Origin of the sequence: Roseovarius lutimaris, from assembly GCF_900115165.1 — a bacterium.
GTDB classification, from domain to species: Bacteria; Pseudomonadota; Alphaproteobacteria; order Rhodobacterales; family Rhodobacteraceae; genus Roseovarius; species Roseovarius lutimaris.
This window is the reverse complement of record NZ_FOVP01000025.1, coordinates 11,752-36,305: the sequence shown is the minus strand read 5'-3', so window position 1 is coordinate 36,305 and position 24,554 is coordinate 11,752. Positions and strand designations below refer to the sequence as shown.

General features: G+C 61.3%; 24 protein-coding genes. 13 read left to right on the top strand and 11 right to left on the bottom strand.

Going from position 1 to position 24,554, the window contains the following annotated elements; all coding sequences use genetic code 11:
• Positions 1 to 16: 16 nt before the first annotated feature.
• Genes BMZ91_RS18205 through BMZ91_RS18195 form a run of 3 tightly spaced genes read right to left on the bottom strand, consistent with a single transcriptional unit; the run spans position 17 to position 2,333 of the window.
• Positions 17 to 757: a lysophospholipid acyltransferase family protein gene (locus BMZ91_RS18205; RefSeq protein ID WP_092841866.1), complete on the bottom strand. Its 741-nt coding sequence runs from the start codon at positions 755 to 757 to the stop codon at positions 17 to 19.
• Positions 754 to 1,659 carry a cell division protein FtsX gene (locus BMZ91_RS18200; RefSeq protein ID WP_092841863.1) on the bottom strand — a complete coding sequence of 302 codons (906 nt, stop codon included), beginning with the start codon at positions 1,657 to 1,659 and terminating at the stop codon, positions 754 to 756. The genes BMZ91_RS18205 and BMZ91_RS18200 overlap by 4 nt, the downstream gene beginning before the upstream one ends.
• Positions 1,656 to 2,333, bottom strand: a complete 678-nt coding sequence (locus BMZ91_RS18195) for a cell division ATP-binding protein FtsE (protein ID WP_092841861.1) — start codon at positions 2,331 to 2,333, stop codon at positions 1,656 to 1,658. The genes BMZ91_RS18200 and BMZ91_RS18195 overlap by 4 nt, the downstream gene beginning before the upstream one ends.
• A gap of 164 nt (positions 2,334 to 2,497) precedes the next feature.
• Here BMZ91_RS18195 and BMZ91_RS18190 point away from each other — a divergent pair, with 164 nt between their 5' ends.
• On the top strand, positions 2,498 to 3,385 hold the full coding sequence (locus BMZ91_RS18190) for a zinc-ribbon domain-containing protein (protein WP_092841859.1): 888 nt from the start codon (positions 2,498 to 2,500) through the stop codon (positions 3,383 to 3,385).
• Positions 3,386 to 3,595: 210 nt separating this feature from the next.
• On the top strand, positions 3,596 to 4,537 hold the full coding sequence (locus BMZ91_RS18185; RefSeq protein WP_092841857.1) for an ABC transporter substrate-binding protein: 942 nt from the start codon (positions 3,596 to 3,598) through the stop codon (positions 4,535 to 4,537).
• Between the two features lie 77 nt (positions 4,538 to 4,614).
• On the opposite strand, the gene BMZ91_RS18180 is transcribed toward BMZ91_RS18185, so the two are convergent.
• The 5 genes from BMZ91_RS18180 to argH form a co-directional block, all read right to left on the bottom strand.
• On the bottom strand, positions 4,615 to 7,215 hold the full coding sequence (locus BMZ91_RS18180) for a TIGR02302 family protein (RefSeq protein WP_245736463.1): 2,601 nt from the start codon (positions 7,213 to 7,215) through the stop codon (positions 4,615 to 4,617).
• 37 nt (positions 7,216 to 7,252) lie between these two features.
• Positions 7,253 to 8,518: a diaminopimelate decarboxylase gene (gene lysA, locus BMZ91_RS18175; protein ID WP_092841853.1), complete on the bottom strand. Its 1,266-nt coding sequence runs from the start codon at positions 8,516 to 8,518 to the stop codon at positions 7,253 to 7,255.
• A gap of 80 nt (positions 8,519 to 8,598) precedes the next feature.
• Positions 8,599 to 8,919: a DUF2834 domain-containing protein gene (locus BMZ91_RS18170; protein ID WP_092841851.1), complete on the bottom strand. Its 321-nt coding sequence runs from the start codon at positions 8,917 to 8,919 to the stop codon at positions 8,599 to 8,601.
• A complete protein-coding gene (locus tag BMZ91_RS18165) occupies positions 8,916 to 9,101 on the bottom strand; it encodes a hypothetical protein (protein WP_092841849.1) in 186 nt (61 codons plus the stop codon). The genes BMZ91_RS18170 and BMZ91_RS18165 overlap by 4 nt, the downstream gene beginning before the upstream one ends.
• A complete protein-coding gene (argH, locus tag BMZ91_RS18160) occupies positions 9,098 to 10,489 on the bottom strand; it encodes an argininosuccinate lyase (RefSeq protein WP_092841847.1) in 1,392 nt (463 codons plus the stop codon). Before argH ends, BMZ91_RS18165 begins: the two co-directional genes overlap by 4 nt.
• Before the next feature lie 24 nt (positions 10,490 to 10,513).
• On the opposite strand from argH, the gene BMZ91_RS18155 reads away from it, so the two are divergent.
• The 11 genes from BMZ91_RS18155 (at position 10,514) to BMZ91_RS18105 (ending at position 21,040) form a co-directional block, all read left to right on the top strand.
• A complete protein-coding gene (locus tag BMZ91_RS18155; RefSeq protein ID WP_092841845.1) occupies positions 10,514 to 11,089 on the top strand; it encodes a TlpA family protein disulfide reductase in 576 nt (191 codons plus the stop codon).
• A gap of 131 nt (positions 11,090 to 11,220) precedes the next feature.
• Complete coding sequence (gene ttcA, locus BMZ91_RS18150; RefSeq protein WP_092841843.1) at positions 11,221 to 12,090, top strand: tRNA 2-thiocytidine(32) synthetase TtcA; 870 nt, start codon at positions 11,221 to 11,223, stop codon at positions 12,088 to 12,090.
• A 42-nt stretch (positions 12,091 to 12,132) separates the two neighbouring features.
• Entirely contained in the window at positions 12,133 to 13,656 is a 1,524-nt protein-coding gene (locus tag BMZ91_RS18145; RefSeq protein ID WP_092841840.1) for a putative bifunctional diguanylate cyclase/phosphodiesterase, read from the top strand.
• A gap of 112 nt (positions 13,657 to 13,768) precedes the next feature.
• Complete coding sequence (yidC, locus tag BMZ91_RS18140; RefSeq protein WP_092841891.1) at positions 13,769 to 15,595, top strand: membrane protein insertase YidC; 1,827 nt, start codon at positions 13,769 to 13,771, stop codon at positions 15,593 to 15,595.
• On the top strand, positions 15,595 to 16,341 hold the full coding sequence (locus BMZ91_RS18135) for an MOSC domain-containing protein (protein ID WP_092841837.1): 747 nt from the start codon (positions 15,595 to 15,597) through the stop codon (positions 16,339 to 16,341). Before yidC ends, BMZ91_RS18135 begins: the two co-directional genes overlap by 1 nt.
• Positions 16,341 to 16,994 carry a ribosome biogenesis GTP-binding protein YihA/YsxC gene (yihA, locus tag BMZ91_RS18130; RefSeq protein ID WP_092841889.1) on the top strand — a complete coding sequence of 218 codons (654 nt, stop codon included), beginning with the start codon at positions 16,341 to 16,343 and terminating at the stop codon, positions 16,992 to 16,994. The genes BMZ91_RS18135 and yihA overlap by 1 nt, the downstream gene beginning before the upstream one ends.
• Positions 16,995 to 17,063: 69 nt before the next feature.
• Positions 17,064 to 17,924 (top strand): acetylglutamate kinase, encoded by an 861-nt coding sequence (argB, locus tag BMZ91_RS18125; RefSeq protein WP_092841834.1) that lies wholly within the window; start codon positions 17,064 to 17,066, stop codon positions 17,922 to 17,924.
• A gap of 69 nt (positions 17,925 to 17,993) precedes the next feature.
• The gene (locus BMZ91_RS18120; RefSeq protein WP_092841832.1) at positions 17,994 to 18,788 is read left to right on the top strand and encodes a sterol desaturase family protein; all 795 of its coding nucleotides are present in this window, start codon (positions 17,994 to 17,996) and stop codon (positions 18,786 to 18,788) included.
• Entirely contained in the window at positions 18,788 to 19,423 is a 636-nt protein-coding gene (locus tag BMZ91_RS18115; RefSeq protein ID WP_092841887.1) for a ferredoxin, read from the top strand. The genes BMZ91_RS18120 and BMZ91_RS18115 overlap by 1 nt, the downstream gene beginning before the upstream one ends.
• Positions 19,420 to 19,911: a SixA phosphatase family protein gene (locus tag BMZ91_RS18110; RefSeq protein WP_092841830.1), complete on the top strand. Its 492-nt coding sequence runs from the start codon at positions 19,420 to 19,422 to the stop codon at positions 19,909 to 19,911. Before BMZ91_RS18115 ends, BMZ91_RS18110 begins: the two co-directional genes overlap by 4 nt.
• Before the next feature lie 13 nt (positions 19,912 to 19,924).
• Complete coding sequence (locus BMZ91_RS18105; RefSeq protein ID WP_092841828.1) at positions 19,925 to 21,040, top strand: acetoin utilization protein AcuC; 1,116 nt, start codon at positions 19,925 to 19,927, stop codon at positions 21,038 to 21,040.
• A gap of 158 nt (positions 21,041 to 21,198) precedes the next feature.
• Here the strand turns inward: BMZ91_RS18105 and BMZ91_RS18100 are convergent, their stop codons facing one another.
• Genes BMZ91_RS18100 through BMZ91_RS18090 form a run of 3 tightly spaced genes read right to left on the bottom strand, consistent with a single transcriptional unit; the run spans position 21,199 to position 24,488 of the window.
• Positions 21,199 to 21,966 (bottom strand): amino acid ABC transporter ATP-binding protein, encoded by a 768-nt coding sequence (locus BMZ91_RS18100; protein WP_092841827.1) that lies wholly within the window; start codon positions 21,964 to 21,966, stop codon positions 21,199 to 21,201.
• 14 nt (positions 21,967 to 21,980) lie between these two features.
• Positions 21,981 to 23,270, bottom strand: a complete 1,290-nt coding sequence (locus BMZ91_RS18095; protein WP_092841825.1) for an amino acid ABC transporter permease — start codon at positions 23,268 to 23,270, stop codon at positions 21,981 to 21,983.
• A gap of 3 nt (positions 23,271 to 23,273) precedes the next feature.
• Positions 23,274 to 24,488, bottom strand: coding sequence for an amino acid ABC transporter permease (locus tag BMZ91_RS18090; protein WP_092841824.1), 1,215 nt, complete (start codon positions 24,486 to 24,488; stop codon positions 23,274 to 23,276).
• Positions 24,489 to 24,554: the final 66 nt, after the last annotated feature.

Sequence of the window (24,554 nt, the reverse complement as noted above, 5' to 3'; positions counted from 1 at the left end):
ACAATTGGCTCCGGTCTCAGACGCGCTCATCTACCGGAAATCCCGCCTCGCGCAGTAACGCGTCAGAGGCGGTTTCGACCTCTTCCTCTAGACGTGTCATAAAGACCTCTTTGCCAAGACCGGCCTCAATCGGCTCCAGAAACTCGACCACAGCCAGCCCCGGCTTGCGGTAGATCCCGCGCTTTGGCCAGAACACGCCGACATTTGTGGCCGCCGGCACGCAGGTGACACCCATTTGTTCATAAAGCACGCCGACGCCAATCTTGTAGGGCGCCTTCACACCGGGCGCCACGCGGGTGCCTTGGGCGTAAATGATCAGCTGTCCGGGCTTTTGTGCGCCGCGCGCCACATCCTGGACCATTTTCTTGATCGCCGCCCCGCGTTTGCCGCGATTAACCGGGATACAGCCGATCCGCATGCCATAAAGCCCGATCACCGGCGTCCAGAGAATTTCGCGCTTCATGATAAAGCGCCCTGCCGGAAGTTCGCTATAAATCAGCAGGATATCAAGAAATGACTGATGCTTGGAGGCGATAAGAACCTGCCCTTCGGGCGGCGTGCCACGCACTTCGGTGCGCAAACCAACCATCCAGCGCGCGCTCCAGCGTACCCAACGGCAATAGGCCTTGCATCCCCGCACCGCGCCCTTGCGGCTCAGGATGGCGGCGGGCATGTAGAGCAAGCCGACCACCGGCAGCATCGCATACATCTGCCCGACAAAAACCAGCGACCGCAGCCATTGCACCGCATATCTCATGGCATATCCTTTAGCGTTTTATGTGCCGCCGTGCGGGTGGCAAAGAAAGCCACCACCGCCGCCAGCGGCGGGATCACAAGCGGCCAGAGCCAATGCCAGCCCTGAAAGCCAAGCCCGGTCAGAAACCCGCCCTCGGGTTCCGCGCCCGGCAACATCAGAACCGCCAGACAGCCCAGCATCACCCCAAGCGCCGCACCGCCAAGCGCGCGCAGGGTAAAGCGGCGCACAAAAGCACGGGCAATGAAGGTGTCACGCGCGCCCACAAGGCGCAGCACGCTGATCAGCTGACTATTGGCCGCAAGCGCCGCATTGGCCGCAAGCGTGATCATCGCCGCCACCGCCGCACCGATCAGCACCAGCGACACCCACCCAAGTAGGCGAAGCCGGTCTGCCGCGCGTACAAGCGGGCGCCGCCAGCGGGTGTGATCGTCCAGAACCGCGCCGGGCACTTCGGCGGCAAGGCGCAGACGCAGGCCCTCGGCGTCAAATCCGGCCCCATCCTCGACCACCTCGATAAGCTGTGGGATAGGCAATTGGTCAATCGGCAGGTCCGGCCCGAACCAGGGCGCCAAAAGCGCCGCCTCTTCCTCGGAACTGAGCGCGCGCGCACTGGCCACGCCGCTGGTTGTCTCAAGCAGGCGCAGGGCGGCCTGCGTCTGTGCCGCCATCTGACCCTCGGGGGCGGAAATCCGGATTGTCGAGCTGCGCGCAAGCTCATTTCCCCAGCGATCCGCAAGCCGCCCGGTCGCCAGCGACAGCGCAAGGGCAAAGACCGCCAGAAACCCCATTGCCGCCGCGCTGAACAGCGTCAGCCAGGCGGTAAAGCCGGTGGGCGGTACAACCCGGTCAGCCTGGGCATCCGCCAGCAGAAACCCGGTCACAGGCGACAGATCAAGCTTCACAGATCCGCCCCCGCCAATTGCAGGCGCCGCGAGGCGATCCGCAGCACCCGCGCCTGAACCTGGCTTTTGGCCGCCCGGATCAGCGCAAGGTCATGGGTGGCAATCATGATGGTTTTGCCCATGTGGTTAAGCTCGATCAACAAACGCAACAAGCGCTGCGACATTTCCCAGTCGACATTGCCTGTCGGCTCGTCCGCCAGCACCACATCGGGCGACATGATCACCGCGCGGGCCAGGGCGGCCCGCTGACGTTCACCACCCGACAATTCCGGCGGCAGGGCCCCGGCACGCTCGCGCAAGCCGACCCAGCCGGTGAGTTCCTTGAGATTGGCCGCCTCGTTCAACAGATCACGCCCAGAGACCATCAAAGGCAGGGCAATATTGTCCGACACGCTCAGATGATCGAGAAACTTGCAATCCTGATGGACAACGCCGATGCGTCGCCGTGCCATGGCAATATCATCGCGCTCCATCGCGCGCCGGTCCTGCCCGAAAAGCCGCACTTGCCCCGAGGTCGGCACCAATGCGCCATAGCACAGCTTTAACAGCGTGGTCTTGCCGGCCCCCGACGGTCCGGTCAGAAAGTGAAACGATCCGGGGCTCAGACTTAGCGACAGATCGCTGAGCAATTCGCCCCCGCCATAGCTATAGGCCACGTTTTCAAGCTCGATCACGGCCGCCCCCTAAAATACACACAGCCCCTAAATGCCTCAGAGGTCACACATGTGCAATGATCCTTGCGGCTAAATTCCTTTGCTCTTTTCCCAAGGCGAAGAACAGCCTATGGTATATCTTAATGACAGGAGCCGGGTAACGGCAGCAGGATACAGGTGGCAGGATGCGGCTGATTTGTCCGAATTGCGGGGCGCAGTACGAAGTTCCCGATGAGGTCATCCCGACAGGTGGGCGGGATGTGCAATGTTCCAATTGCGGCGACACATGGTTTCAGAAACACCACGAGAGCGGCGCATCCTTGGATGACGATGAGCAAGCGGCCCCACGCGAGTGGGAAAGCCCCGAGGTCGCGCCCGCCCGCTCAACCCCCGTCACCGAGCAAGAGCCCGAGCCGGACGAAGACGACGAGAGCGCCGAACCCGAACAGGCCGCCGACACCCCGCCACCGCCACCGACCCGCCGCACGGTTGATCCGGGCGTGGCGGAAATCCTGCGCCAGGAGGCCGCGCACGAACAACAGGTCCGCGCCAGCGAAAGCGCGGACGGTCTTGAAACACAGCCCGATCTTGGTCTGGTCGATCCCCCCCTGGCCCCGGATGAGCGCAGCGAACAGGCCCGCGCCCGGATGCAACGGCTGCGCGGCGACGCCCCTGCCGCTGAGGGTGTGACATCCGATGACCCCGAGGATCACTCCGACATTGACCCCTCGTCGCGACGCAATCTCTTGCCCGATATCGAGGAAATCAACTCCTCGCTCACTTCGGCCACTGATCGCGATGAACAGGTTAGCGCCCCGATCCCGGAAGACATCCCCGCACCCAGACGGCGCGGCGGATTTGGCACCGGGTTCCGGCTTTCGCTGGTGATCTTCATTCTGGCCACGCTGGCCTATGTGTTTGCGCCGCAGATCGCCCAGATGCTGCCTGCGGCCGAGGCGCCACTTGACGGTTTCGTCACCGCGGTGAACGGCCTGCGGCTTGGGCTCAATGATCTGATCGGCTCTGCCACCGGCTGGTTCTCGGATATGGCCGCCCCCGCATCGGGCGGATAATCCTCGACGGGGACGGGATATTTTCTCTCAAAGGCTTGAAATCGAGTGCCAAAAAGGGATGCGCCCGCCGGTAGACATGTTATCTTTTGGCGGGAATCGGGTTGCGCAAACACATTACTCACAAAACGTTTTCACAAGACGACCCAGCCCGATCAAACCGATGAGACTGCCGACATTTCCCGTCGGACGATATTCACTTTGGAGTTTAGAATGAAATCCACCTGTTTAGCAATTTCCCTCACCGGCCTGGCCCTGCCCGCCTTTGCGGTCGATCTGGGCGACACCGACAAGGCGATCAAACTGGCGATCAACGATTGGGCCGGGCAACAGATCACCACCCATGTCGCCGGCGATATGCTTGAGGCCGCAGGCTATAGGGTCGAATATGTGCCGGTCGAGTACGACGCCATGTTCCGTGAAATGATCAAGGACAATGTCGATGCCGCGCTTGAAATCTGGCGCGCCACGGCGGTGATCCGGTTCACCGATTACGTGCGTTCGAAAGACATCATCGAGATTGGCGACCTTGGCATTGCCCCGAAAGAAGGCTTGGCCTACCCCGCCCATATGGAGGCAAAATGCCCCGGCCTGCCCAACTGGGAAGCCCTGCGCAACTGCGCCGACGCCTTTGCGACCAATGGCACGGCTGAATTACTCGACTACCCCGAAGACTGGGATACCCCCGGCGCGGATTTGATGACAGCGTTCGAATTGCCCTTCACCGCCAGATCCGCCGCATCCGAAGACGCGCTTGTCGAGGCTTTGGTCAACGCCAGCGAAAACGAAACGCCGATTCTGGCAACATTCTGGACCCCGCATTGGGCGGTTGCCGCCTATGATCTGCGGTTTGTCGAAATGCCCGCAGGCGAGGCCGAGTGCTATGAAAACCCGGCATGGGGGTCGAACCCGAACGAAATCGGCGATTGCGATTTCGTAAGCACCGATGTGGTCAAGGCCGTCGTCAAGGACTTCAAGCGCACATGGCCCGCCGCCTACAAGATCCTCGAAGAGTATCAGATCACCAATGAGCAACAGCAGATGCTGATGGTCGAGGTCGAGCGCGACGGTCGCCCGGTGGAGGATGTTGCCGCCGATTGGATCGCCGCCAATGAAGAAAGCTGGCGCACAATCGTTGATGCCGCCATTCAGTAAACCCTGAGATCAGAAAAACATCGGCCGCGCAGATCACTGCGCGGCCGTATTCGTTGCGACACCTCGTAAATGCGGTCTCAGAACCGCTCCAGCAGCCGCTTGAGATAGTCCAATTCGACATCGGGGCGCGCGCCATCGCCAGAACGGCGGCGAATTTCGTCAAGCAATTCACGCGCGCGTCGATAGACATCTTCGCCCTGCAACAGATCATCCTGCGTGCCCGCCTGACGGCCCTGACCGGGGGTGCGGCCCAGGGGGTCTGACTGTTGCTCGCCGGTCTCGCCAAAGGCCTCGCCCTGACCGCCGGGATTTTGCTGCTCGGCCATCGCCTCGCCCATGTTGCGCATGCCCTCGCGGAGTGCGTCCATCGCCTCGGCCTGATTGTCAATCGCCTCGGCCAGATCGTCATTGCGCAGCGCCTCTTCGGCGCCCTCCATGGCGCGACCTGCCCGGTCAAGCGCCTCGCGCGCCGCCTCTCCAGCCTCACCGCCAAGTTGCGGCAGGCCCTGGCTCTGGCGCTCCAGTTCCTGACGCAGCGCCTCTTGCCGCTCGGCCAGCGAACCGGCCTGGCCCTGTTCGCCCGCCTGATCCTGTTGGCCATTGCCCTGCCCCGGTTGCTCGCCGCCTTCACCGCCGCCCTGCCCTTGCTGGCCGTCATGGCTCTGGCCGCGCCCCTGCCCGCCGCTGCGTCCCTCATTGCCCTGCGACTGGCCCGACTGGGCGCCGGGGTTGAACTGTTCCTGAAGGTCGCGGAAGGCCTGATCCGACAGGCCCTGCTGTTCGCGCAGCGTATCGGCCAACCCCTCCATCGCCTGTTGCCCCGGCGACTGGCCCGGCTGGCCCTGGGTGACCTGCATGTTTTCCATCATCTGCTGGAACTCTTCCAGCGCCTGCTGCGCCTCGGCCATGCGGCCCTGTTCCATCAACTCCTGAATGCGGTCCATCATGTCCTGCAGATCCTGCTGGGTCATCTGCATGGTGTTCTCGGCGCTTTGCTGATCGCCCTGCTCGGGGTTTTCGCGCTGTGCCTGCTGCATCTTCTGGCGAAGATAATCCTGCGTGGCGTCGCGCAATTCCTGCATCAGGCGCGCGATTTCCTCTTCGCTGGCATTGTTCTTCATCGCCTCGCTCAGGCGTTCCTGCGCGGCGCGCATCCGCTCAAGCGCGTCGCCGACATCGCCGTCCTCAAGCAACACCCCCAGATCCCAGAGCGCCTGAGCAATCTCGTCGCGCTCGGCGTCATCAAGCCCATTCGTTGCCGTCATCGCCTCAAGTCGGCGCAGGATCACCCGCATCCGCAGATAGGCCGCCTCGGATCGAAACAGGGTCGGCCCCGGCTTATAGGACACCGCGCGCAACACCTGCGCCACGCGGCGGGCGTTCTGACGCGACCAGAGCAGATCACGGCGCTGTTCGATCACCGCCGCCGCCAGCGGATTGAAAAACCGCCGCGCCGGAAGCGTCATCTGCATCGGTTCGGCCATGCCCTCTTGGCCAACCGCATCCTCGACCCGCACATCAAGCACCACCGGAAGATGCGCCCAAGGGTGCTCTGACAGGTTCTCGATCAGGGTTTCGCTGAACTCGGCCCGATCCCCGGCAATCGGCATCGGCAGATCAAGCTCGATCGGCTCGCGCGGCTCTGGGTCCACGGCAAGACCGTAACGGCGATCAACCTGCGCCAGATCAAGCGCAAAGACCGCCCGCCCGCCGGTCACACCATAGTCATCGCGGGCCTGAAACGGCTGGCTCATCTGCCCGTCAAAGGCGGTTTTCGCGCCCTCTTGCGACAGGCTCACCATCGGCGCCACATCGACAGAGGCCTCAACCTGCCAGCGGCGCCCGCCGGGCCCGTCAATGCGCAATTCACCGCTCTGGCGGATATCGAACCGGTGCTCGGCATCGGTGGCCGCGCCGATGTTCTCGGTCCGCTGTGACACGGTCTCGGCCAGGCTCAGCGCACCGACCTCGCCATAAAACCGCAGGGTGATGCGGCTGCCGACGGGTGCACGCAGGGCGCCGTCCTGATCGTTGAGGTAAAGACTTGGCAAGCCGGTATAGGCGGGCGGTTCAACCCAGCCCTCCCATGTGGGGCCGCTGGCAAGCGCCGCGCCGCTACTGCCGCCCGGTCCCATCTGTGCCACTGATCCGGCGCGCCAGATCGAGCCGAACAAAAGCGCCACCACCAGCCCCAGAAGGGCAATATAGCGCAGCCCGAACGGGTCTTGTCGGGACAGTTTCAGATCGGGTTCGACCGCCCGCGCCCCGGCCGCACGTTTGGCCATCCGCGCCAGATGCGCCCGCCAGAGCGCCTGTGATCCCGGATCGGTCGCGCCAATCGCCTGCTCATCCGCCAGCGCCGCCAAGGGCCGTCCCGGCAGGGCCTCATCCAGTCGCGCAAGCGCCTCTGCCCGGCGCGGAAAGCGAAAATGCCACGCGCCCTGCACCGCAAACACCAGCACCGCAAGCCCGCCCAACATGAGAACCGACCAGACCACCTCGATCGGCGCGATGTCCTGGAGGCCAAGCATAAGCATCGCCGCGCCTGCCGCCAGAAGGCTCCAGACCGGCCAGAACGCCCGCACAAGCCGCTCGGCAATCAGCCCCGCCCACGTCAGGCTAAGGGGCCATCGCAACCGGGCCAGAACCGGAGTCAGGGGGTTTTGCGTCTTTGGCATGCGCCGCACCATTCCTCGGCCTGACGCGCCCATCGCGTCATAGCCATTCTGGAATGGTATCCCGATTTATCATCTCGTCAAAGGTCGGTCTTGCGCGGATCACGGCAAATTCACGCCCATTGACCAGAACTTCGGGGATCAGAGGCCGCGTATTATACTCGCTCGACATTGCCGCGCCGTAAGCGCCGGCACTGCGAAACGCCACAAGATCACCGTCTTTGACCGGCGGCATCATCCGCCCCCTGGCAAAGGTGTCACCTGATTCGCAGACCGGGCCGACCACGTCATAGGGCCGCTGTTCAATGCCGGGGGCGGGTTCGACCACCGGGACGATATCGTGATGCGCGTCATACATCGCCGGGCGGATCAGATCGTTCATCGCCGCATCGAGGATCAGAAAATCGCGCCCCTCGCCCGATTTCACATAGATCACACCGCTGACCAGAATGCCGGCATTACCAACCACAAGGCGCCCCGGCTCGATCTCGATCTCACAGCCCAGATGGCCAAGCGTTTCCTTGATCAACCGGCCATAATCGGTCGGCAAGGGCGGCGCATCGTTGCTCCGGGTATAAGGAATGCCCAGACCACCGCCCAGATCAAGCCGCCGGATATCATGGCCGTCTGCGCGCAGGGTCTCGGTCAGTTCGGCCACCTTCTCATAGGCCTGGCGGAACGGCTCAAGCTCGGTCAGCTGGCTGCCGATGTGCACATCTATCCCGATCACCTCAAGCCCCGGCATCGCGGCGGCTTCGGCATACACCGCGCGCGCCCGCGAAATCGGAATGCCGAACTTGTTCTCTGACTTGCCGGTGGCGATTTTGGCATGGGTCCTGGCATCGACATCCGGGTTTACGCGCACGGTGATGGGCGCCTTCACCCCAAGCTCTAGCGCCACGGCATTGAGCACCGCCATCTCGGGCTCGCTTTCCACGTTGAACTGCCGGATGCCGCCCGTTAGCGCCATGCGCATCTCCTCGCGGGTCTTGCCGACGCCGGAAAACACGATCCGCTCGCCGGGTACACCGGCGGCCTTGGCGCGGGCATATTCGCCCCCCGACACAACATCCATCCCGGCCCCAAGCGCCGCCAGCGTCCTCAGGATCGCCTGATTGCTGGCCGCCTTCATCGCATAACACACAAGGTGCTCGATCCCGGCCAATGCCTCGTCAAACAGCCGAAAATGTCGCGCCAGAGTGGCCGTGGAATAGCAATAAAACGGTGTGCCCACGGCGGCTGCGATCTCGGCCACTGGCACGTCCTCGGCATAAAGCGCGCCGTCTTTGTAAAGAAAATGATCCATCGCCCTCGATTACCCCAGCTTCCGTCCGCCATACCCGCCTAGAGGGGCAAAATGGCTGACTTTCATCTTTCCAAAAATACTCAAATTCCGCCTTGTCCACCCGGACGCGCACGCAAAAACAGATAGAGCGGCAGGCCGCAACTGACGCCAATGCAAAACGTCGCCGGAATCGCAATCAGGCCATGCCACATGCGCCGACGGACCACTTCGGCCAAAATCCAGACCGCAAGGGCAATCGCCGCAATCGTCAGGTCCCAGACTAGCCCGCTCGTGGCCGCATTCGCATGCCAGGCCTCAACCATTCCCGCCAGATCATAGCCATTCTCGCCAAACCACTGGAGGAAATAGACCATCGGATGGATCGCGCCCCAGTCCGCTAGGGCCAGACAGATCCACCTCAAAGCCCAAGGCCCACGCCGACATTCACATTGCCAAGCACCGCGCCGACACTGGTCGTTGCGCGCACACCGCCGTTGCTGCTGACGCCGATGTTGGTGCCAAGCGACGGGCGCACCGGCTCGCCATCAACACCACAGCCCGCCACGATCAAAAGCGCAAGCGCCGCCAGTATGTGCCTTGTCATCCCAACTTCTCCTTCCAGCGTGCGATCTGCTCGCGCACCCGCACAGGCGCGGTTCCGCCATAGCTTTGCCGCGAGGCCACCGAATTGTGAACTCCAAGCACATCATAGACCGATGCGTTGATTTCGCCATGCACCGATTGCATATCCTCAAGGTTCAGGTCCGGAAGATCACAGCCCCTGGCCTCGGCCATCGCCACTAGGCTTCCGGTCACGTGATGCGCGTCGCGGAACGGCATATCAAGCACTCGGACCAACCAATCCGCCAGATCGGTGGCGGTGCTGAATCCGCTGGCTGCCGCCACTTCAAGGTTGGGACGGTTGGCGGCCATATCCTTGACCATGCCCTCCATCGCGGCCAGCGCCAGCATCAGGTTGTCGGCGGCGTCAAACACCTGTTCCTTGTCTTCCTGCATGTCCTTGGAATAGGCCAGCGGCAGGCCCTTCATCACCATCATCAAGGCGACATTGGCGCCGAAAACCCGGCCCACCTTGGCGCGGATCAACTCTGCTGCATCGGGGTTTTTCTTTTGCGGCATGATGCTTGAGCCCGTCGAGAACCGATCCGACAGCATCACAAAGCGAAACTGTGCGCTGGACCAGATCACCAGTTCCTCGGCCATCCGGCTCAGGTGCATGGCACAGATGCTGGCCGCGCCCAGAAATTCGAGCGCGAAATCGCGATCACTTACCGCATCAAGGGAATTCGCCGAGGGCGCGTCAAAACCAAGCTCGCGCGCCGTCATCTCGCGATCAATCGGAAAGCTGGTGCCCGCCAGGGCGGCGGCGCCAAGCGGGCATTCGTTCATCCGCGCGCGCGCATCGCGAATGCGGCCAAGGTCACGGCCAAACATCTCGACATAGGCCATCATGTGATGCCCCCACGTCACCGGCTGGGCCACCTGCAAATGGGTGAACCCCGGCATGACCCAATCGGCACCGGTCTCGGCCTGTGTCAAAAGCGCCCGAATCAGCGCCTCAAGCGCGTGTGCCACCGCATCAAGCTGATCGCGCACCCAGAGTTTGAAATCGGTCGCCACCTGATCGTTACGCGACCGGCCTGTGTGCAACCGTCCTGCCGGGGCGCCGATGATATCCTTTAGGCGCGCCTCGACGTTCATGTGAATATCTTCAAGCGCGGTGGAAAATTCAAACGTTCCGCCCTCGATCTCTGACAAGACCGTGAGAAGGCCTTCCCTCATGGCGCTTGCATCACTATCACTGACAATACCCGTGGCCGCCAACATTGCGGCATGGGCCCTTGAGCCGGCGATATCCTGTGCCGCCATCCGCTTGTCGAATCCGATCGAGGCATTAATTGCTTCCATGATCGCATCCGGTCCGGCGGCAAAGCGGCCGCCCCACATCTGGTTCGAGGTCTTGTCAGTCATGTCTTTTGCCCTTCGGAGGGATATATGAAACTCTTTCGTCAGATCGTCCTTTATATGGCCCTCGCCCTTGGTGCAAATGCCGGCTTTGCCGAGACCCCGGCAACCGCTTCGCTAGAGGCCCTGCGCGACGGCGATATGAAAAAGCTGAACTTCCACAGCGCCCCCGAAGCGGCACCCGATACCGCGTTTGAACGCGGTGAGGGCGGCACCGGAACGCTGGCCGATTATCGCGGGCAATATGTCCTGCTCAATTTCTGGGCAACATGGTGCGCGCCCTGCCGGGAGGAAATGCCGACGCTGTCCAATCTGCAAACCGCCATGGGCGGCGATGATTTCCAGGTCGTGACCATCGCCACTGGGCGCAACGCGCCGACCGCCATGTCGAAATTCTTTGGCGAAATCGGCGTCGATAACCTGCCGCTACACCGCGACCCCAAAAGTGCGCTTGCCCGGCAGATGGGCATCTTCGGCCTGCCCATCACCCTGATCATCGACCCGGAAGGAAACGAGATCGCCCGCCTGCAAGGCGACGCCCATTGGGACAGCGAGAGCGCCAAGGCGATTATTCAGGCCCTTATAGAGGGCGCCGGGGCCAGCTAAGGCCTGGCGGCTCAGCAATCCGCAGCTGTCAAAAGACGCGTGGGTTTCACCCACCCTACGCATCGAGGCGAGAAAGAATGCCACCCGAAACGCCCCTTGCCCGGTGGGTCCAAAGCCTCTAAAGCCTCACCATGCTTGATGATCATGACGATATCCATCCGCTTTTTGCCGGTGCCCCCGCAAGCACCGAATTCAAGAAGCTGCGCAAGCGGATCGTGCGGTACACGCGCGAGGCAATCGAACAATATGGCATGATCGAGCCGGGGTCCAAATGGTTGGTCTGCCTCTCGGGTGGCAAGGACAGCTATACCCTTCTGGCCGTGCTTTATGAGCTGAAATGGCGCGGTCTTTTGCCGGTTGATCTATTGGCCTGCAATCTCGATCAGGGCCAGCCCGGCTTTCCCGCTACGGTCCTGCCAGAGTTCCTCAGGGCGCGCGGCGTGCCGCACCGGATCGAATATCAGGACACCTATTCCATCGTCATGGACAAGGTGCCGCAGGGGCGCACCTTTTGCGCGCTTTGTTCCCGGCTAAGGCGCGGAAACCTTTACCGGATTGCCCGCGAAGAGGGCTGTTCGGCGGTGGTCTTGGGCCATCATCGCGACGATATCCTTGAGACGTTTTTCATGAACCTCTTTCACGGCGGGCGGCTGGCGACCATGCCGCCGAAACTGGTCAATGAAGAGGGTGATCTGTTTCTCTATCGCCCGCTTGCGCATGTGGCCGAGGCCGATTGCGACCGCTTTGCCCGCGCGATGAATTATCCGATCATTCCCTGCGACCTCTGCGGGTCGCAGGACGGGTTGCAACGCCAGCAGGTCAAGCAAATTCTCGATGGCTGGGAGGCAAATTCACCCGGCCGTCGCCAAGTGATGTTTCGCGCCCTGATGAATGCGCGACCTTCGCATCTTCTGGATCCGACGCTGTTTGATTTTACGGCGCTTAAAACCAACTCGGTAAAACTTGACGCAAATCCCGAGGCGATGCCAAAGCTTCGTTAACCGATACGCGCTAGCCTGATCTGCAAAAGCTCAGGATCTGCGATGCAAAATCACCTAAAAGCCCTGTTGCGAAACGCCAAACCTGCGCTTTTGCAAGCCTCTCGCTGGCCACAATCGGTGGCGTTCCTGGCTGCCTCTGTTCTGGCCGCCTATTGGCTTGGGGCGGCGGCAATCCTTCTGGCCATTCCGTTGATTCTGCTGGCCTTTTACCCCAGCCAACGCACGGTTGGCGACACGGTCGACCTCAGGGCGCGCGACGATGGCGACATCAACCTGATGCGCGGCGAGCTTGACCGCGTTCTGGCCCATGCGCGCAAGAAATCCTTTCAAACCGCCTGTCTGGCGATTCAGATTGACGATTTCGAGACGCTTTTTAACCGCTATGGCCGCGCCACCGCCGACATGATCACATCCAGATGCCTTGACAGGCTGGCGCGCGCATTGCGAAGTTCAGACCAGTTGTTCAACCTGTCAAATGGCCAGATCGGCATTCTCCTTGCCCCGGTGCGCCAGTTCGGGCTTGAACCCGCCCTGGAACTGGCCGAACGCCTGCAATCCACCGTCGGAGAGCCCATTTCCCTAAACTCGACAACGGCCTATATCTCGGCTTCCGTCGGTCTTTGCCTTGATGGGCATGCGCCCAACAGCAGTGGCAAATCGCTGTTCGACGCCACCATTGCCGCCCTGGGTGACGCGTGCCGCCACGGCCCCTCGACAGTGCGCGCCTATAGCCGCGGCATGCGCGGCACCGCGCCGCACCGGATTGCGGATGAATTGGAAAAAGCCCTTGAAAGCGGCCAGTTCGTCAGTTGGTTCCAACCGCAGATTTCCACCGACACCGGGCAGATCAGCGGCTTTGAGGCCCTGGCACGCTGGGTTCATCCGCGCGCGGGCCTGATGATGCCAGCGGAATTCTTGCCGGTGCTTGCCTCGACCGGGCGGCTGGAACAGCTTGGCGACGCGATGTTGCGCCACGCTCTCAAGGCGATCCAGACCTGGGACAATATCGGCTTTGACATCCCCCATGTCGGCGTGAACTTTTCACCCGACGAGCTTCGCAATCCGTATCTGGCCGAAAAGATCGAATGGGAACTTGACCGCTGCAACGTTGCGCCCAAACGTCTGGCCGTCGAGATCCTGGAAACCGTGGTGGCCACATCGCACGATGATACGATCACACGCAATATCAATGCCCTGACCGAAATGGGCTGTATGATTGATCTGGATGATTTCGGCACCGGCCATGCCTCGATATCGTCGGTGCGCCGCTTTGCCGTTCACCGCCTCAAGATCGACCGGTCCTTTGTAATGAACGTCGATCGCGACGTCGAACAACAGCGCATGATCTCGGCGATCCTCTCGATGGCCGAGCGTTTGGGGCTGGAAACCCTGGCCGAGGGCGTTGAGAGCGCCGGTGAACACACCATCCTTGCGCAGCTTGGGTGTGCCCATGTTCAGGGCTATGGCATTGCCCGCCCGATGCCGCTTGATGAAACGGCGGATTGGATCATCACCCATCAGGCCAAAGTTCACGCCCCGCCGGTAATTGGTCGAATTACCGGCTGATCCCCGCGATGAATCCCCGCGCAATCCGCCCGAAATCCGGAATCCGCTTGACCTTTTGATCCGCACTCTGTTGAACCGCCCCTGACATGCAACAAAGAAGTGGTCAATGGACATGGATGATCAAAACAAGAACCTAATCCTTGCGACTGCGCTAAGTTTCATCGTTATTCTGGTGTGGTTCGTGGTGTTTCCCCCGCCCGAAGCACCGGCGGTTGATCCAAATGCGCCGGTCCCCACCGCCAGCGAAGGCACCCCTGCGCCCGTGGCCGACGCCGGTGGCGCAACCACGACCGAGGCGACCAGCGGCGAAACCGTTGTCGCCGAGGCCAGTGCGCCGCGCCTGACCATCGACACGCCAAGCCTTAAGGGCTCGATTTCCCTTCAGGGCGGGCGTATCGACGAGCTGTTCCTGAAAAACTATCGCGAAACCATCGAGCCGGACTCTGACATCGTCAGCCTGCTGGCCCCCGTCGGCGCCGATGAGCCCTATTACGCGCTTTATGGCTGGGCCCCCGGTGCCGGCCTTACCGGCGAGAGCGTGCCCGGTGCCAACACCATCTGGAGCGTCGAGAGCGGCGAAACCCTGGCGCCCGACAGCCCGATCATCCTCACCTGGGACAATGGCGCGGGCCTCAAGTTTCGCCGCGAGCTGAGCGTCGACAAGGATTTCATGTTCTCGGTGCATCAATCGGTTGAAAACACCGGCAGCGCCCCGGTCAGCCTTGCGCCCTATGGCATTCTGGCGCGCCACGGCATTCCCGGCGACATCAAGAAATTCTTCATCCTGCATGAAGGTCTGATTGCGATGTCGGATGGTGAGTTGAGCGAAACCGATTACGACGATGTCGAGGAATACCCCTTTAATCCGCGCGAGGGCGCGCCCGCCGATGTGACGCAGGTCGCCGAAGGCGGCTGGATCGGCTTTACCGATCATTACTGGATGACCACGCTCATTCCCGCCCCCGGCATGCCCTATAAGGCGGTGACCAAATTCGACCCGCAGCGCGGGATTTACCAGACCGAGACCGTGCTCGCGACCCAGACCGTTGCACCGGGCGAAACCGCAAGCGCCGAAAGCCGGCTGTTTGCCGGCGCCAAGGAATGGGCGACGATCAAGCAATATCAGGACGAGGAAGGCGTTGACCGCTTCCTTGATTCGATTGATTGGGGCTGGTTCTTTTTCCTGACCAAGCCGATCTTTGCCGTGCTGCACTGGCTCAATGCCGTGATCGGCAACATGGGCTGGGCGATTATCGGTCTGACGCTGCTGATCAAGGCGCTTGTGCTGCCGCTGGCCTATAAATCCTATGTCTCGATGGCGAAGATGAAAGAGCTTCAGCCGCAGATGGAGAAGATCAAGGAAAATGCCGGCGACGACCGTCAGGCGTTGCAAAAAGAGATGATGACGCTCTACAAAAAGGAAAAGGTGAACCCCGCCTCGGGCTGTTTGCCGATCCTGTTGCAGATCCCGATCTTTTTCTCGCTCTACAAGGTGATCTTCGTCACGCTTGAGCTGCGCCATGCGCCGTGGATCGGTTGGATCAACGATTTGTCCGCGCCCGACCCCTCGTCGCTTTATAACCTCTGGGGCATTCTGCCCTGGGGCACACCCGAGCCGGGCTCGGTCCTGGCGCTGATCTTTATCGGCATCCTACCGCTCTGCCTTGGCGTATCGATGTGGCTTCAGCAAAAGCTGAACCCGTCGCCGACCGATCCGACGCAAAAGATGATCTTTGCCTGGATGCCTTGGGTCTTCATGTTCATGCTCGGCAGCTTTGCCAGCGGGCTGGTGGTTTACTGGATCGCCAACAACGTGATCACCTTCACCCAGCAATACCTGATCATGCGCAGCCAGGGTTATAAGCCGGATGTGTTTGGCAATATCATCGCTGGTTTCAAGCGCGGCGAGGCCAAGGCAGAAGCGGACAAGAAGAAGTAATGGCAAACCTCAGCGCCCTTTGGCGCCACCCCATCAAATCGCATGGGCGTGAGGCGCTGACTGCCGTGACCCTGACCAGAGGGCAGGCGATGCCATGGGACAGGCGGTGGGCTGTGGCGCATGACGGCGCTAAGGTAGAGCCTGGCCATTGGGGGCCTTGCGTCAACTTCTCGCGCGGCGCGAAAACCGCCGCGCTGATGGCAATCAATGCTACCTGCGATGAAGCAACCGAAACAATCACCCTGCGCCACCCGGACCGCCCCGACCTGACCTTTCGCCCCGACAGCGAACAGGACAGGTTTCTGGACTGGGTGCGCCCCTTGATGGACGAAAACCGCGCCCAACCGACCCGCATTCATCGGCTGGACGGGCGCGGAATGACCGATACCGATTACCCCTCTGTCAGCCTTCTGAACCTCGCCTCCAACGCTGATTTGGCGCGAAAAATGGGACAGGATGACATCTCTGCCCTGCGCTGGCGCGCCAACCTGCATCTTGAGGGGCTTGCCCCCTGGCAGGAATTTGACTGGATCGGGAAAACCATCAGGATCGGAACCGCAGAGCTTGCGGTCAAAGAGCCGATCAAGCGCTGTCTTGCCACCACCGCAAACCCCAAAACCGGCCTGCGGGATCTCGATACGCTGGCGGCGCTGAACGCGCATTGGGATCATCAGAACTTTGGCATTTATGCCGAGGTCACAACCACGGGCCAGATCACCCTTGGCGACACAGTGCAGGTGCTATGATGCAGCAGCTTCCTTTCCCGATCGCGGACGAGCCCGATCACACCACCTCGGAACTTGGCCGCAAGATGTTTGCCGGCGAGATCGACTTTCTCAAGGGCGTGGTCGACATGTCCGGCCTGCCCCCCGCAGACCGGCTTGAGGTCTGTTTTGCCGGGCGCTCGAATGTCGGCAAATCGACATTGATCAATGCGCTGACCGGGCGCAAGGCGCTTGCGCGGGCCTCAAACACCCCCGGCCGGACCCAGGAAATCAACTATTTCACCATGGCCGACAGCCATTATCTTGTCGATTTGCCGGGCTATGGCTTTGCCAATGCGCCGGTCGCTGTCGTGCAGAAATGGCAGGCCCTGCTCAAGCAGTATCTCTCGGGGCGCCAGACCCTGCGCCGCGCCTTTGTGCTTGTCGATGCGCGTCACGGCATCAAACCCGTGGACGAAGAAATCATGAGCCTGCTCGACAGCGCCGCAGTGACCTTTCAATGCGTGCTGACCAAGACCGACAAGATCAAAGAGCGTGACCGCGAGGCGCTTTTGGCCCAGGTCCGAAGCCGCCTTGCCCCGCATCCGGCGGCCTTTCCCGAACTTATCCTGACCTCCAGCGAAAAGGGCGAGGGGATCGCCACCCTGCGCGCCACCATCGCCACCCTTGAATGACCCTCTCACGCGGCCCTTGCGTGCGACCCGACTTCGGGGAATAACCGCAGGCAACGAGGGACAACAGAAATGAAGACCAGAGATATGAACCGCGATTGGATCGCCACCGCCCGCACTCTGTCAGAGGCCTTGCCCTATCTGCAACGCTATACGGATGCGATTGTCGTCATCAAGCTTGGCGGTCACGCCATGGGCAGCGACGAGGCGATGGATACCTTCGCGCGCGACGTCGTGCTGATGCAACAGGTCGGGGTGAACCCGGTGATCGTGCATGGCGGCGGGCCGATGATCAACCAGATGCTGGACAAGCTGAACATCAAGTCCGATTTCGTCAACGGCAAGCGCGTCACCGACGAGGCGACCATGGAAGTGGTCGAAATGGTGCTGTCCGGTCGGGTCAATAAACGCATCGTCCAGGCGATCAACGCCCAGGGCGGCAAGGCGGTTGGCCTGTCGGGCAAGGATGCCGGCATGATCACCTGCGACCCCGCCAGCCCCGATCTCGGGCTTGTGGGCGATCCCACCGAGATCAATGTCGATTTCTTGCATACGCTGTTCAACGATGATGCGATTCCGGTGATTGCACCACTTGGCGCGGGCCGGGGCGGCGAGACCTATAATATCAACGGCGACACCGCCGCGGGCGCGATTGCCGCCGCTCTCAAGGCGGATCGGCTCTTGCTTTTGACCGATATCGACGGGGTGCGCGACGCCTCGGGGAGCGTCGTGACCGAGCTTACACCGGGACAGATTCGCCAGATGACTGCCGATGGTGTGATCGCCGGGGGCATGATCCCCAAGACAGAAACCGCGCTTGCCGCGATAGAGGGCGGCGTGCGCGCCGTGGTGATCCTTGATGGGCGCGCGCCCAATGCCACGCTGCTCGAACTGTTTACCGAACATGGTGCCGGCTCGTTGATTCGCCCTTAGAGCGGCCATTTCTGCGACATTGCACGCCCCGGCCTTGTGCGGCAGAGGAATTGCGTTAGGTTTTGCGTCATGGAAAACGAAGCCCTCATTCGCCTGTCGGTCTTTGCCGGTCTCTTCACCCTTTTCGCGGTGATTGAGACCCTTCTACCGCGCCGCGCCCGGACCCAACCGCGCAGCACCCGCTGGATCACCAATTGGGCGATCACCATTCTTGACACCCTCACTCTGCGCCTGTTGGCGCTTGCCCTGCCCTTCCTTGCCGTGGGGGCCGCAGTGGACGCGCAAACCCAGGGCTGGGGCGTGATGAACGCGCTAGACCTGCCGCTCTGGCTGACGGTGGTGGCGACGGTGCTGATCTTTGATTTCGCCATCTGGGCGCAGCATCTGATCACCCATAAGATCCCGTTCCTCTGGCGGTTTCACCGGGTCCACCACGCCGACCGCGATATCGACGTGACCACCGCGATCCGCTTTCACCCGGTCGAGATCGGTTTTTCCATGCTGCTCAAGATCGGTCTGGTGTATCTTTTGGGGCCGCCCGCCCTCGGCATCATCCTGTTCGAGATCATCCTGAACGGCACCGCAATGTTCAATCACGCCAATATCCGCCTGCCGCTCTGGCTTGATGCAATGATGCGCCGGGTGCTGGTCACGCCGGATATGCACCGCGTCCACCATTCCGATATCCGCGCCGAACACGACAGCAATTACGGGTTTTCCCTGTCGATCTGGGATCAGATGTTCGGCACCTATATTGCCCAACCGGGCAAGGGCCATGACGAGATGACCATCGGCTTGCAATGGCAGGATGATCGCCCCTCGCGGCTTGGCTGGACATTGGCCCTGCCGTTTCGGCGCAAATGATGCTAGAGAGGCTGCGCGCCCTTGCCGCCGACCTTCGGCTTGCGCCCTTCGGCGTGCTGCGCCTTCGCCCCGGCGAGGTGCCCGGCATGCAAAGCCTGATCCTGCTTGGCCCCGACGAACCGGGCTTTTGGGCGCATTTCACCGCCTCGCCCGAATACGGTGATGGCGCGCCGGACCCGATGAACCGCTGGTCAGAGCGGGTGATCGGCGATCTGGCGGAGACGCTCGGCGCGCAGGCCGTGTTTCCCTTCGGCGGCCCACCCTATGCCCCGTTCATCGACTGGGCCAGGCGCAGCGGGCGCGCGCATCTGTCGCCCGTGGGGCTGTTGGTACACGACCGCGCCGGGTTGATGCTGTCATATCGCGGGGCTCTGGCCTTTGCCGAGCGCTTGCCACTACCGTCCGCCGCCCCTTCGCCCTGTGACACCTGCGCGACGCAACCCTGCCGGGATGCCTGTCCCGTGGGCGCGCTGCAAGGCAGTCATTATGATGTGCCGCGCTGCAAGGCCGATCTGGACCGCGCCGAAAATGACTGTATGACAAAGGGGTGTGCGGTGCGCCGCGCCTGCCCGCTTAGCCAGAGCTATGGGCGGCAGATGGCGCAATCCGCCTTTCACATGAGGGCCTTTCGATGACACGCCACCTGGTTCTGGTGCGGCATGTGAAATCCGACTGGGGAAGCGCCGGGCAGCGCGATCACGACCGTCCCCTGAATGTGCGCGGCAGGGCCGCTGCCAAGGCGCTTGGGCGTTGGTTGCAGGCACGCGGCGCGATCCCCGATGAGGTTCTGTGTTCCTCCGCGCGGCGCACGCAAGAGACCTGTGCGCTGTTAGGTTTGGCGATCGCGCCAACACTCCTCAAATCGCTTTATCTTGCCGAGGCGCATGAGATGCTCGCCGTCCTGCAAGGCGCAACCGGCAAGGCCGTTCTGTTGCTCGCCCACAACCCCGGCATCGCCGAGCTTGCCGAGGAAATCGTGAGCGCGCCGCCCGAGCATGAACGCTTTTCCGACTACCCCACCGGCGCAACCCTTCTGGCGCGGTTTGACATCACCGATTGGCGCGACCTCAGGCCCGGCACCGGACAGATCGAGGATTTCGTGATCCCCCGCGACCTGACCTGAGATACCGCGCGCGATGCAGGCCCCGCTTTTCATCGGTTCCGAGATTTATCGCGGCTCAAGCTATGGCGCGCTGCATCCGCTCAGCATTCCGCGCGTGCCCACTGTGATCGACCTGAGCCGGGCGATGGGGTGGCTCACGCAGGCGCAGTATATCAATAGCCCCCGCGCCAGGCCCGCCGCCCTGACGGCCTTTCACACCCCGCGCTATATCGCGGCCCTACAAGCCGCCGAAACCACCGGCGCGGTCGATGCAGACACCCGCGCGCGCCATCATCTTGGCACCCTGTCAAACCCGGTCTTTGGCGAAATGTTTCGCCGCCCGGCGACCGCTTCGGGCGGCTCGCTTCTGGCCGCCACGCTTTTGGCGCAGGGCGGCGCGGTCTATAACCCCGGCGGCGGCACCCATCACGGCATGGCCGATCACGCAGGTGGGTTTTGCTATCTCAATGACCCGGTTTTGGCGGTCAAGGCCTTCCTCGCACAGAGGCTGACGCGCGTGGCCTATGTCGATATCGACGCGCATCACTGTGACGGCGTGGCGGCGGCATTTCACGGCGAGCCGCGGGTTCTGATGATTTCGACCCACGAGGCGCGCCGCTGGCCCTTTACCGGCGCGCTTGAGGACCGCGCCGACGGTCAGGCGATCAACCTGCCACTGGCGCGCGGCACCAACGACAGCGGCTTTGCCATGGCCCTCAACGAGGTGATCCTGCCCGCACTTCAGGCGATGCGACCAGAGGCGATTGTGCTACAATGCGGGGCCGATGCTGTCACTGAGGATCCGCTGGCGCGGCTTGAGCTGTCCAACAACGCCCATTGGGCCACGGTGGCCGCGCTCCACGCCATGAGCCCCCGCTTTCTGGTGCTCGGTGGCGGCGGCTATAACCCCTGGACGGTGGGGCGGCTCTGGGCCGGGGTCTGGGCCACGCTGAACGGTCATGAAATACCCGCACGCCTGCCCGAACCCGCACGCGCGGTGCTGGCTGCACTTTGCTGGACACGGCAACCAAAGGTGCCGGGGGATCACCTGTTGGACACCCTGCGCGATACCCCGCGCGACGGCGCGATAGACCAGGATTTGCGTCACCAGATCGAGCGGCTCAAGGCGCGGCAGAAAATGTGGGTTTAATCGGCACCGCCCCAGCGGGCCAAACGATCACGGGCAGCGCCGGTAAGTCAAACACGAGCAACAGGCATAGAAAAAGGGACCGGCAATAAACCGGTCCCCTGTTTCTTCTTGGCAAAAATACTCAATCCCGGCTTGCCAAACGGCGCTCGGGTTTTGTCTCAGTGCCCCAAAATCTGGCTCAGGAACAACTTGGTCCGCTCGGATTGCGGGTTGTTGAAAAATTCCTCGGGCTCGTTCTGCTCCACGATCTGGCCCTGATCCATAAAGATCACGCGATTGGCCACCTTGCGGGCAAAGCCCATTTCATGGGTCACGCAGAGCATGGTCATGCCCTCCTCGGCCAGTTCGATCATGGTGTCGAGCACCTCCGAGATCATCTCGGGATCAAGCGCAGAGGTCGGTTCGTCAAACAGCATGATACGCGGGCGCATACAAAGCGAGCGGGCAATCGCCACGCGCTGTTGCTGACCGCCCGAAAGCTGACCGGGAAACTTGTCGGCCTGCTCGGGGATCTTGACCTTTTCTAGGAAATGCATGGCGATTTCCTCGGCCTCTTTCTTGGGTGTCTTACGCACCCAGATCGGGGCCAGGGTACAGTTTTCCAGGATCGTCAGATGCGGGAACAGGTTGAAGTGCTGAAACACCATGCCAACCTCGGAGCGGATCTTGTCGATATTCTTGAGGTCGTTGGACAGGATCGTGCCATCCACCGTGATCGACCCCTTCTGATGCTCTTCCAGTGCGTTGATACAACGGATCAGCGTCGATTTACCCGAGCCTGACGGCCCGGCAATCACGATTCGTTCGCCCTGATAGACGGTCAGGTCGATATCGCGCAGCACGTGAAAGGATCCGTACCACTTGTTCATGTTGTTGATCTCGACGGCGACCTCGTCGGAGACGTTCGACTGTTTTACTGCGGCCATGATACTGGGCCTCCTTAACGGTGTTCGGTCTGAAGCTGACGCTCCAACCACTGAGAATATTGCGAGATGCCGTAGCAGGTGATGAAGAACAGGACGACGGCAAAGCCGAACAGTTCCCAATAGACCCCGTTCCACTCGGCCGACGACAGGATCGGGCCGCGGATCATCCCGACGATGTCGAACATTGAGATGACCGAAACAAGCGTCGTATCCTTGAACAGGCCCACCGCCACGTTGACGATACCGGGGATCGAAATCTTGAGCGCCTGAGGCAGAATGATAAGCTGCATGGACTGCGCATAATCAAGCCCAAGGCTGTCGCCCGCCTCGTATTGGCCACGCGGCAGGGCCGCGAGACCGCCCCGGATCACCTCGGCGATATAGGCCGACGAGAACATGGTGATCATGATGATCACCCGCAGGATCAGGTCAAAATTCGTGCCCGGCGGCAGGAAATACGCCAGCACGACATTCGCAACAAACAGCAGCGTGATCAAAGGCACACCGCGGATGAATTCGATGAAGACCACGCATATCCATTTGATGATCGGCATCGACGACTGACGCCCAAGCGCCAGCAGAATACCCAGAGGGATCGACAGCGACACACAGATCACACCCAGCATCAGGTTGATCATAAAGCCGCCCATATCCCGCGAGGGGATCGCCTCAAGCGCCATGACGTTTGCGAACGGCCCCGAGAGATAGCCCGACACGATCCAGAACACCAAAGCGGCCACGAAGGATACGACCACCGCGATACCGGCACTGGTCTTGACCATCTTGGAATAGACGAAAGCCCCGAACAGAACCCCCAGCAGGGCAAAGATCGGCGTCGACACAGGCCCGCCCCAGATCAACCAGAAGGCGATGAACGGGTAAAGTCCGGTAAAGATCAGCATCTTGCGCGGGAAGATATTGCCGAACAAAAGCGGTGCCGCCGCAATGAACAAAAGCACAAAGGCCAGACCCGGACGCCAGTAAAGCTCGGACGGGTATTTGAAGCCGAACAGCAGTTGATTCCAACGTTCGCTCAGCACCGCGAAACAGCCGCCGGTCTTGCCGTCAAGGATCTCACGGCAGGCCGTAAGGCTAGGACTGTCCCAGACACCATTGAAGAACCATGGCGCCGCAGAGGTGACGATCTGATAGACGACCAAAACCGACACCACCGTCAAAATGCCGTTTGCGGTAGACGAGAAAAGGTTCTCGCGTAGCCATTTGACGATGCCGGTTTCGGCCGCCGGCGGCGGCGCCTCGGGGAGCATGTCGCTGCGCACAAAGGCAAAATGTTCCTGTACCATGGCTCAGCGCTCCTTCAGTTTCATGCTGTTGTTGTACACATTCATCACCGCCGAAATCGCAAGGCTGATGGTGAGATAGAACAACATCAAAAGCAGGATCGCCTCGATCGCGCGCCCGGTCTGATTGAGGGTGATCCCCCCCAGCGTGCCGGTCAGGTCCATATAGCCAACGGCAATGGCCAGCGACGAGTTTTTGGTCAGGTTCAGGTATTGTGAAATCAGCGGCGGGATGATCACCCGAAGTGCCTGGGGCAGGATCACAAGGTTCATGATCCGCTTGGGCCGAAGACCCAGCGACGCCGCCGCCTCGGTCTGGCCTTTTGACACCGCCTGAATGCCGGCGCGCACGTTTTCCGCGATAAAGGCACCGGTATAGATCGCCAGGGCGAACCAAAGCGCAATCAGTGAACCGCGAATATGCAAGCCACCTTGAAAGTTAAAGCCCTTGAGCGCGGGATAATCCAGCGTGATGGGCCGCCCCAGAATGAAGAACATCAGGAGCGTCGGCACCACAAGAATGGCCAGCGACGGCCAGCCTGTCGGCAAAAGCTTCCCGGTGTCATACAACAACTTGGTGGCATAATGGCGGTAATAGAACACACCAAACACCGAGGCCAGGAAGGTCAGTACGACCACCATTGATCCGGGCCCCCAAATCGGTGTCGGGATATAGACACCGCGATTGGTAAAGGCGACCGAATTGAGGAACATGCTCGATGTCGCATTATCCCCCCGGAACGCATTCGGGGCCGGCAGAACCGCCGTCATGATAGTGAAAATAATCAGGATCCAGATCAGAACCGGCACATTGCGGAACGCCTCGACATAGATCGCCATCAGCTTGCGCACGAGCCAGTTGGGCGACAAACGCAGGATCCCTGCGGTTACCCCAAAGATCGTCGCGGTGATGCACCCCAGAAAGGCCACGATCAGCGTATTGATCATCCCCACCACAGAGGCACGCATATGGCTGGATTGGCTATCGTATTCAATCGGTCGCTGGTTGATATCATAGCCCGCCGGCTCACCCAGGAACGAATATGAAATGTCCTGGCCTTGCTCGGCAAGGTTCTTGATCAGGTTGATCCCCAAAAAGGCCATGAGCGCGATCAAGAGGGCAAGAGCGATAAATTGAAATGTATAAGAGCGATACCGGGTGTCGTAGATCAGCATCGAGAGCTGAAACGACGCCTTTGGAGGGTCGGTCATCGTTGTCATCTGGGATTTCCCTGTTGTTCGACCCGGATTTTTTTTCGGCAAATCATGCCGTGGGCCGATTTTTAA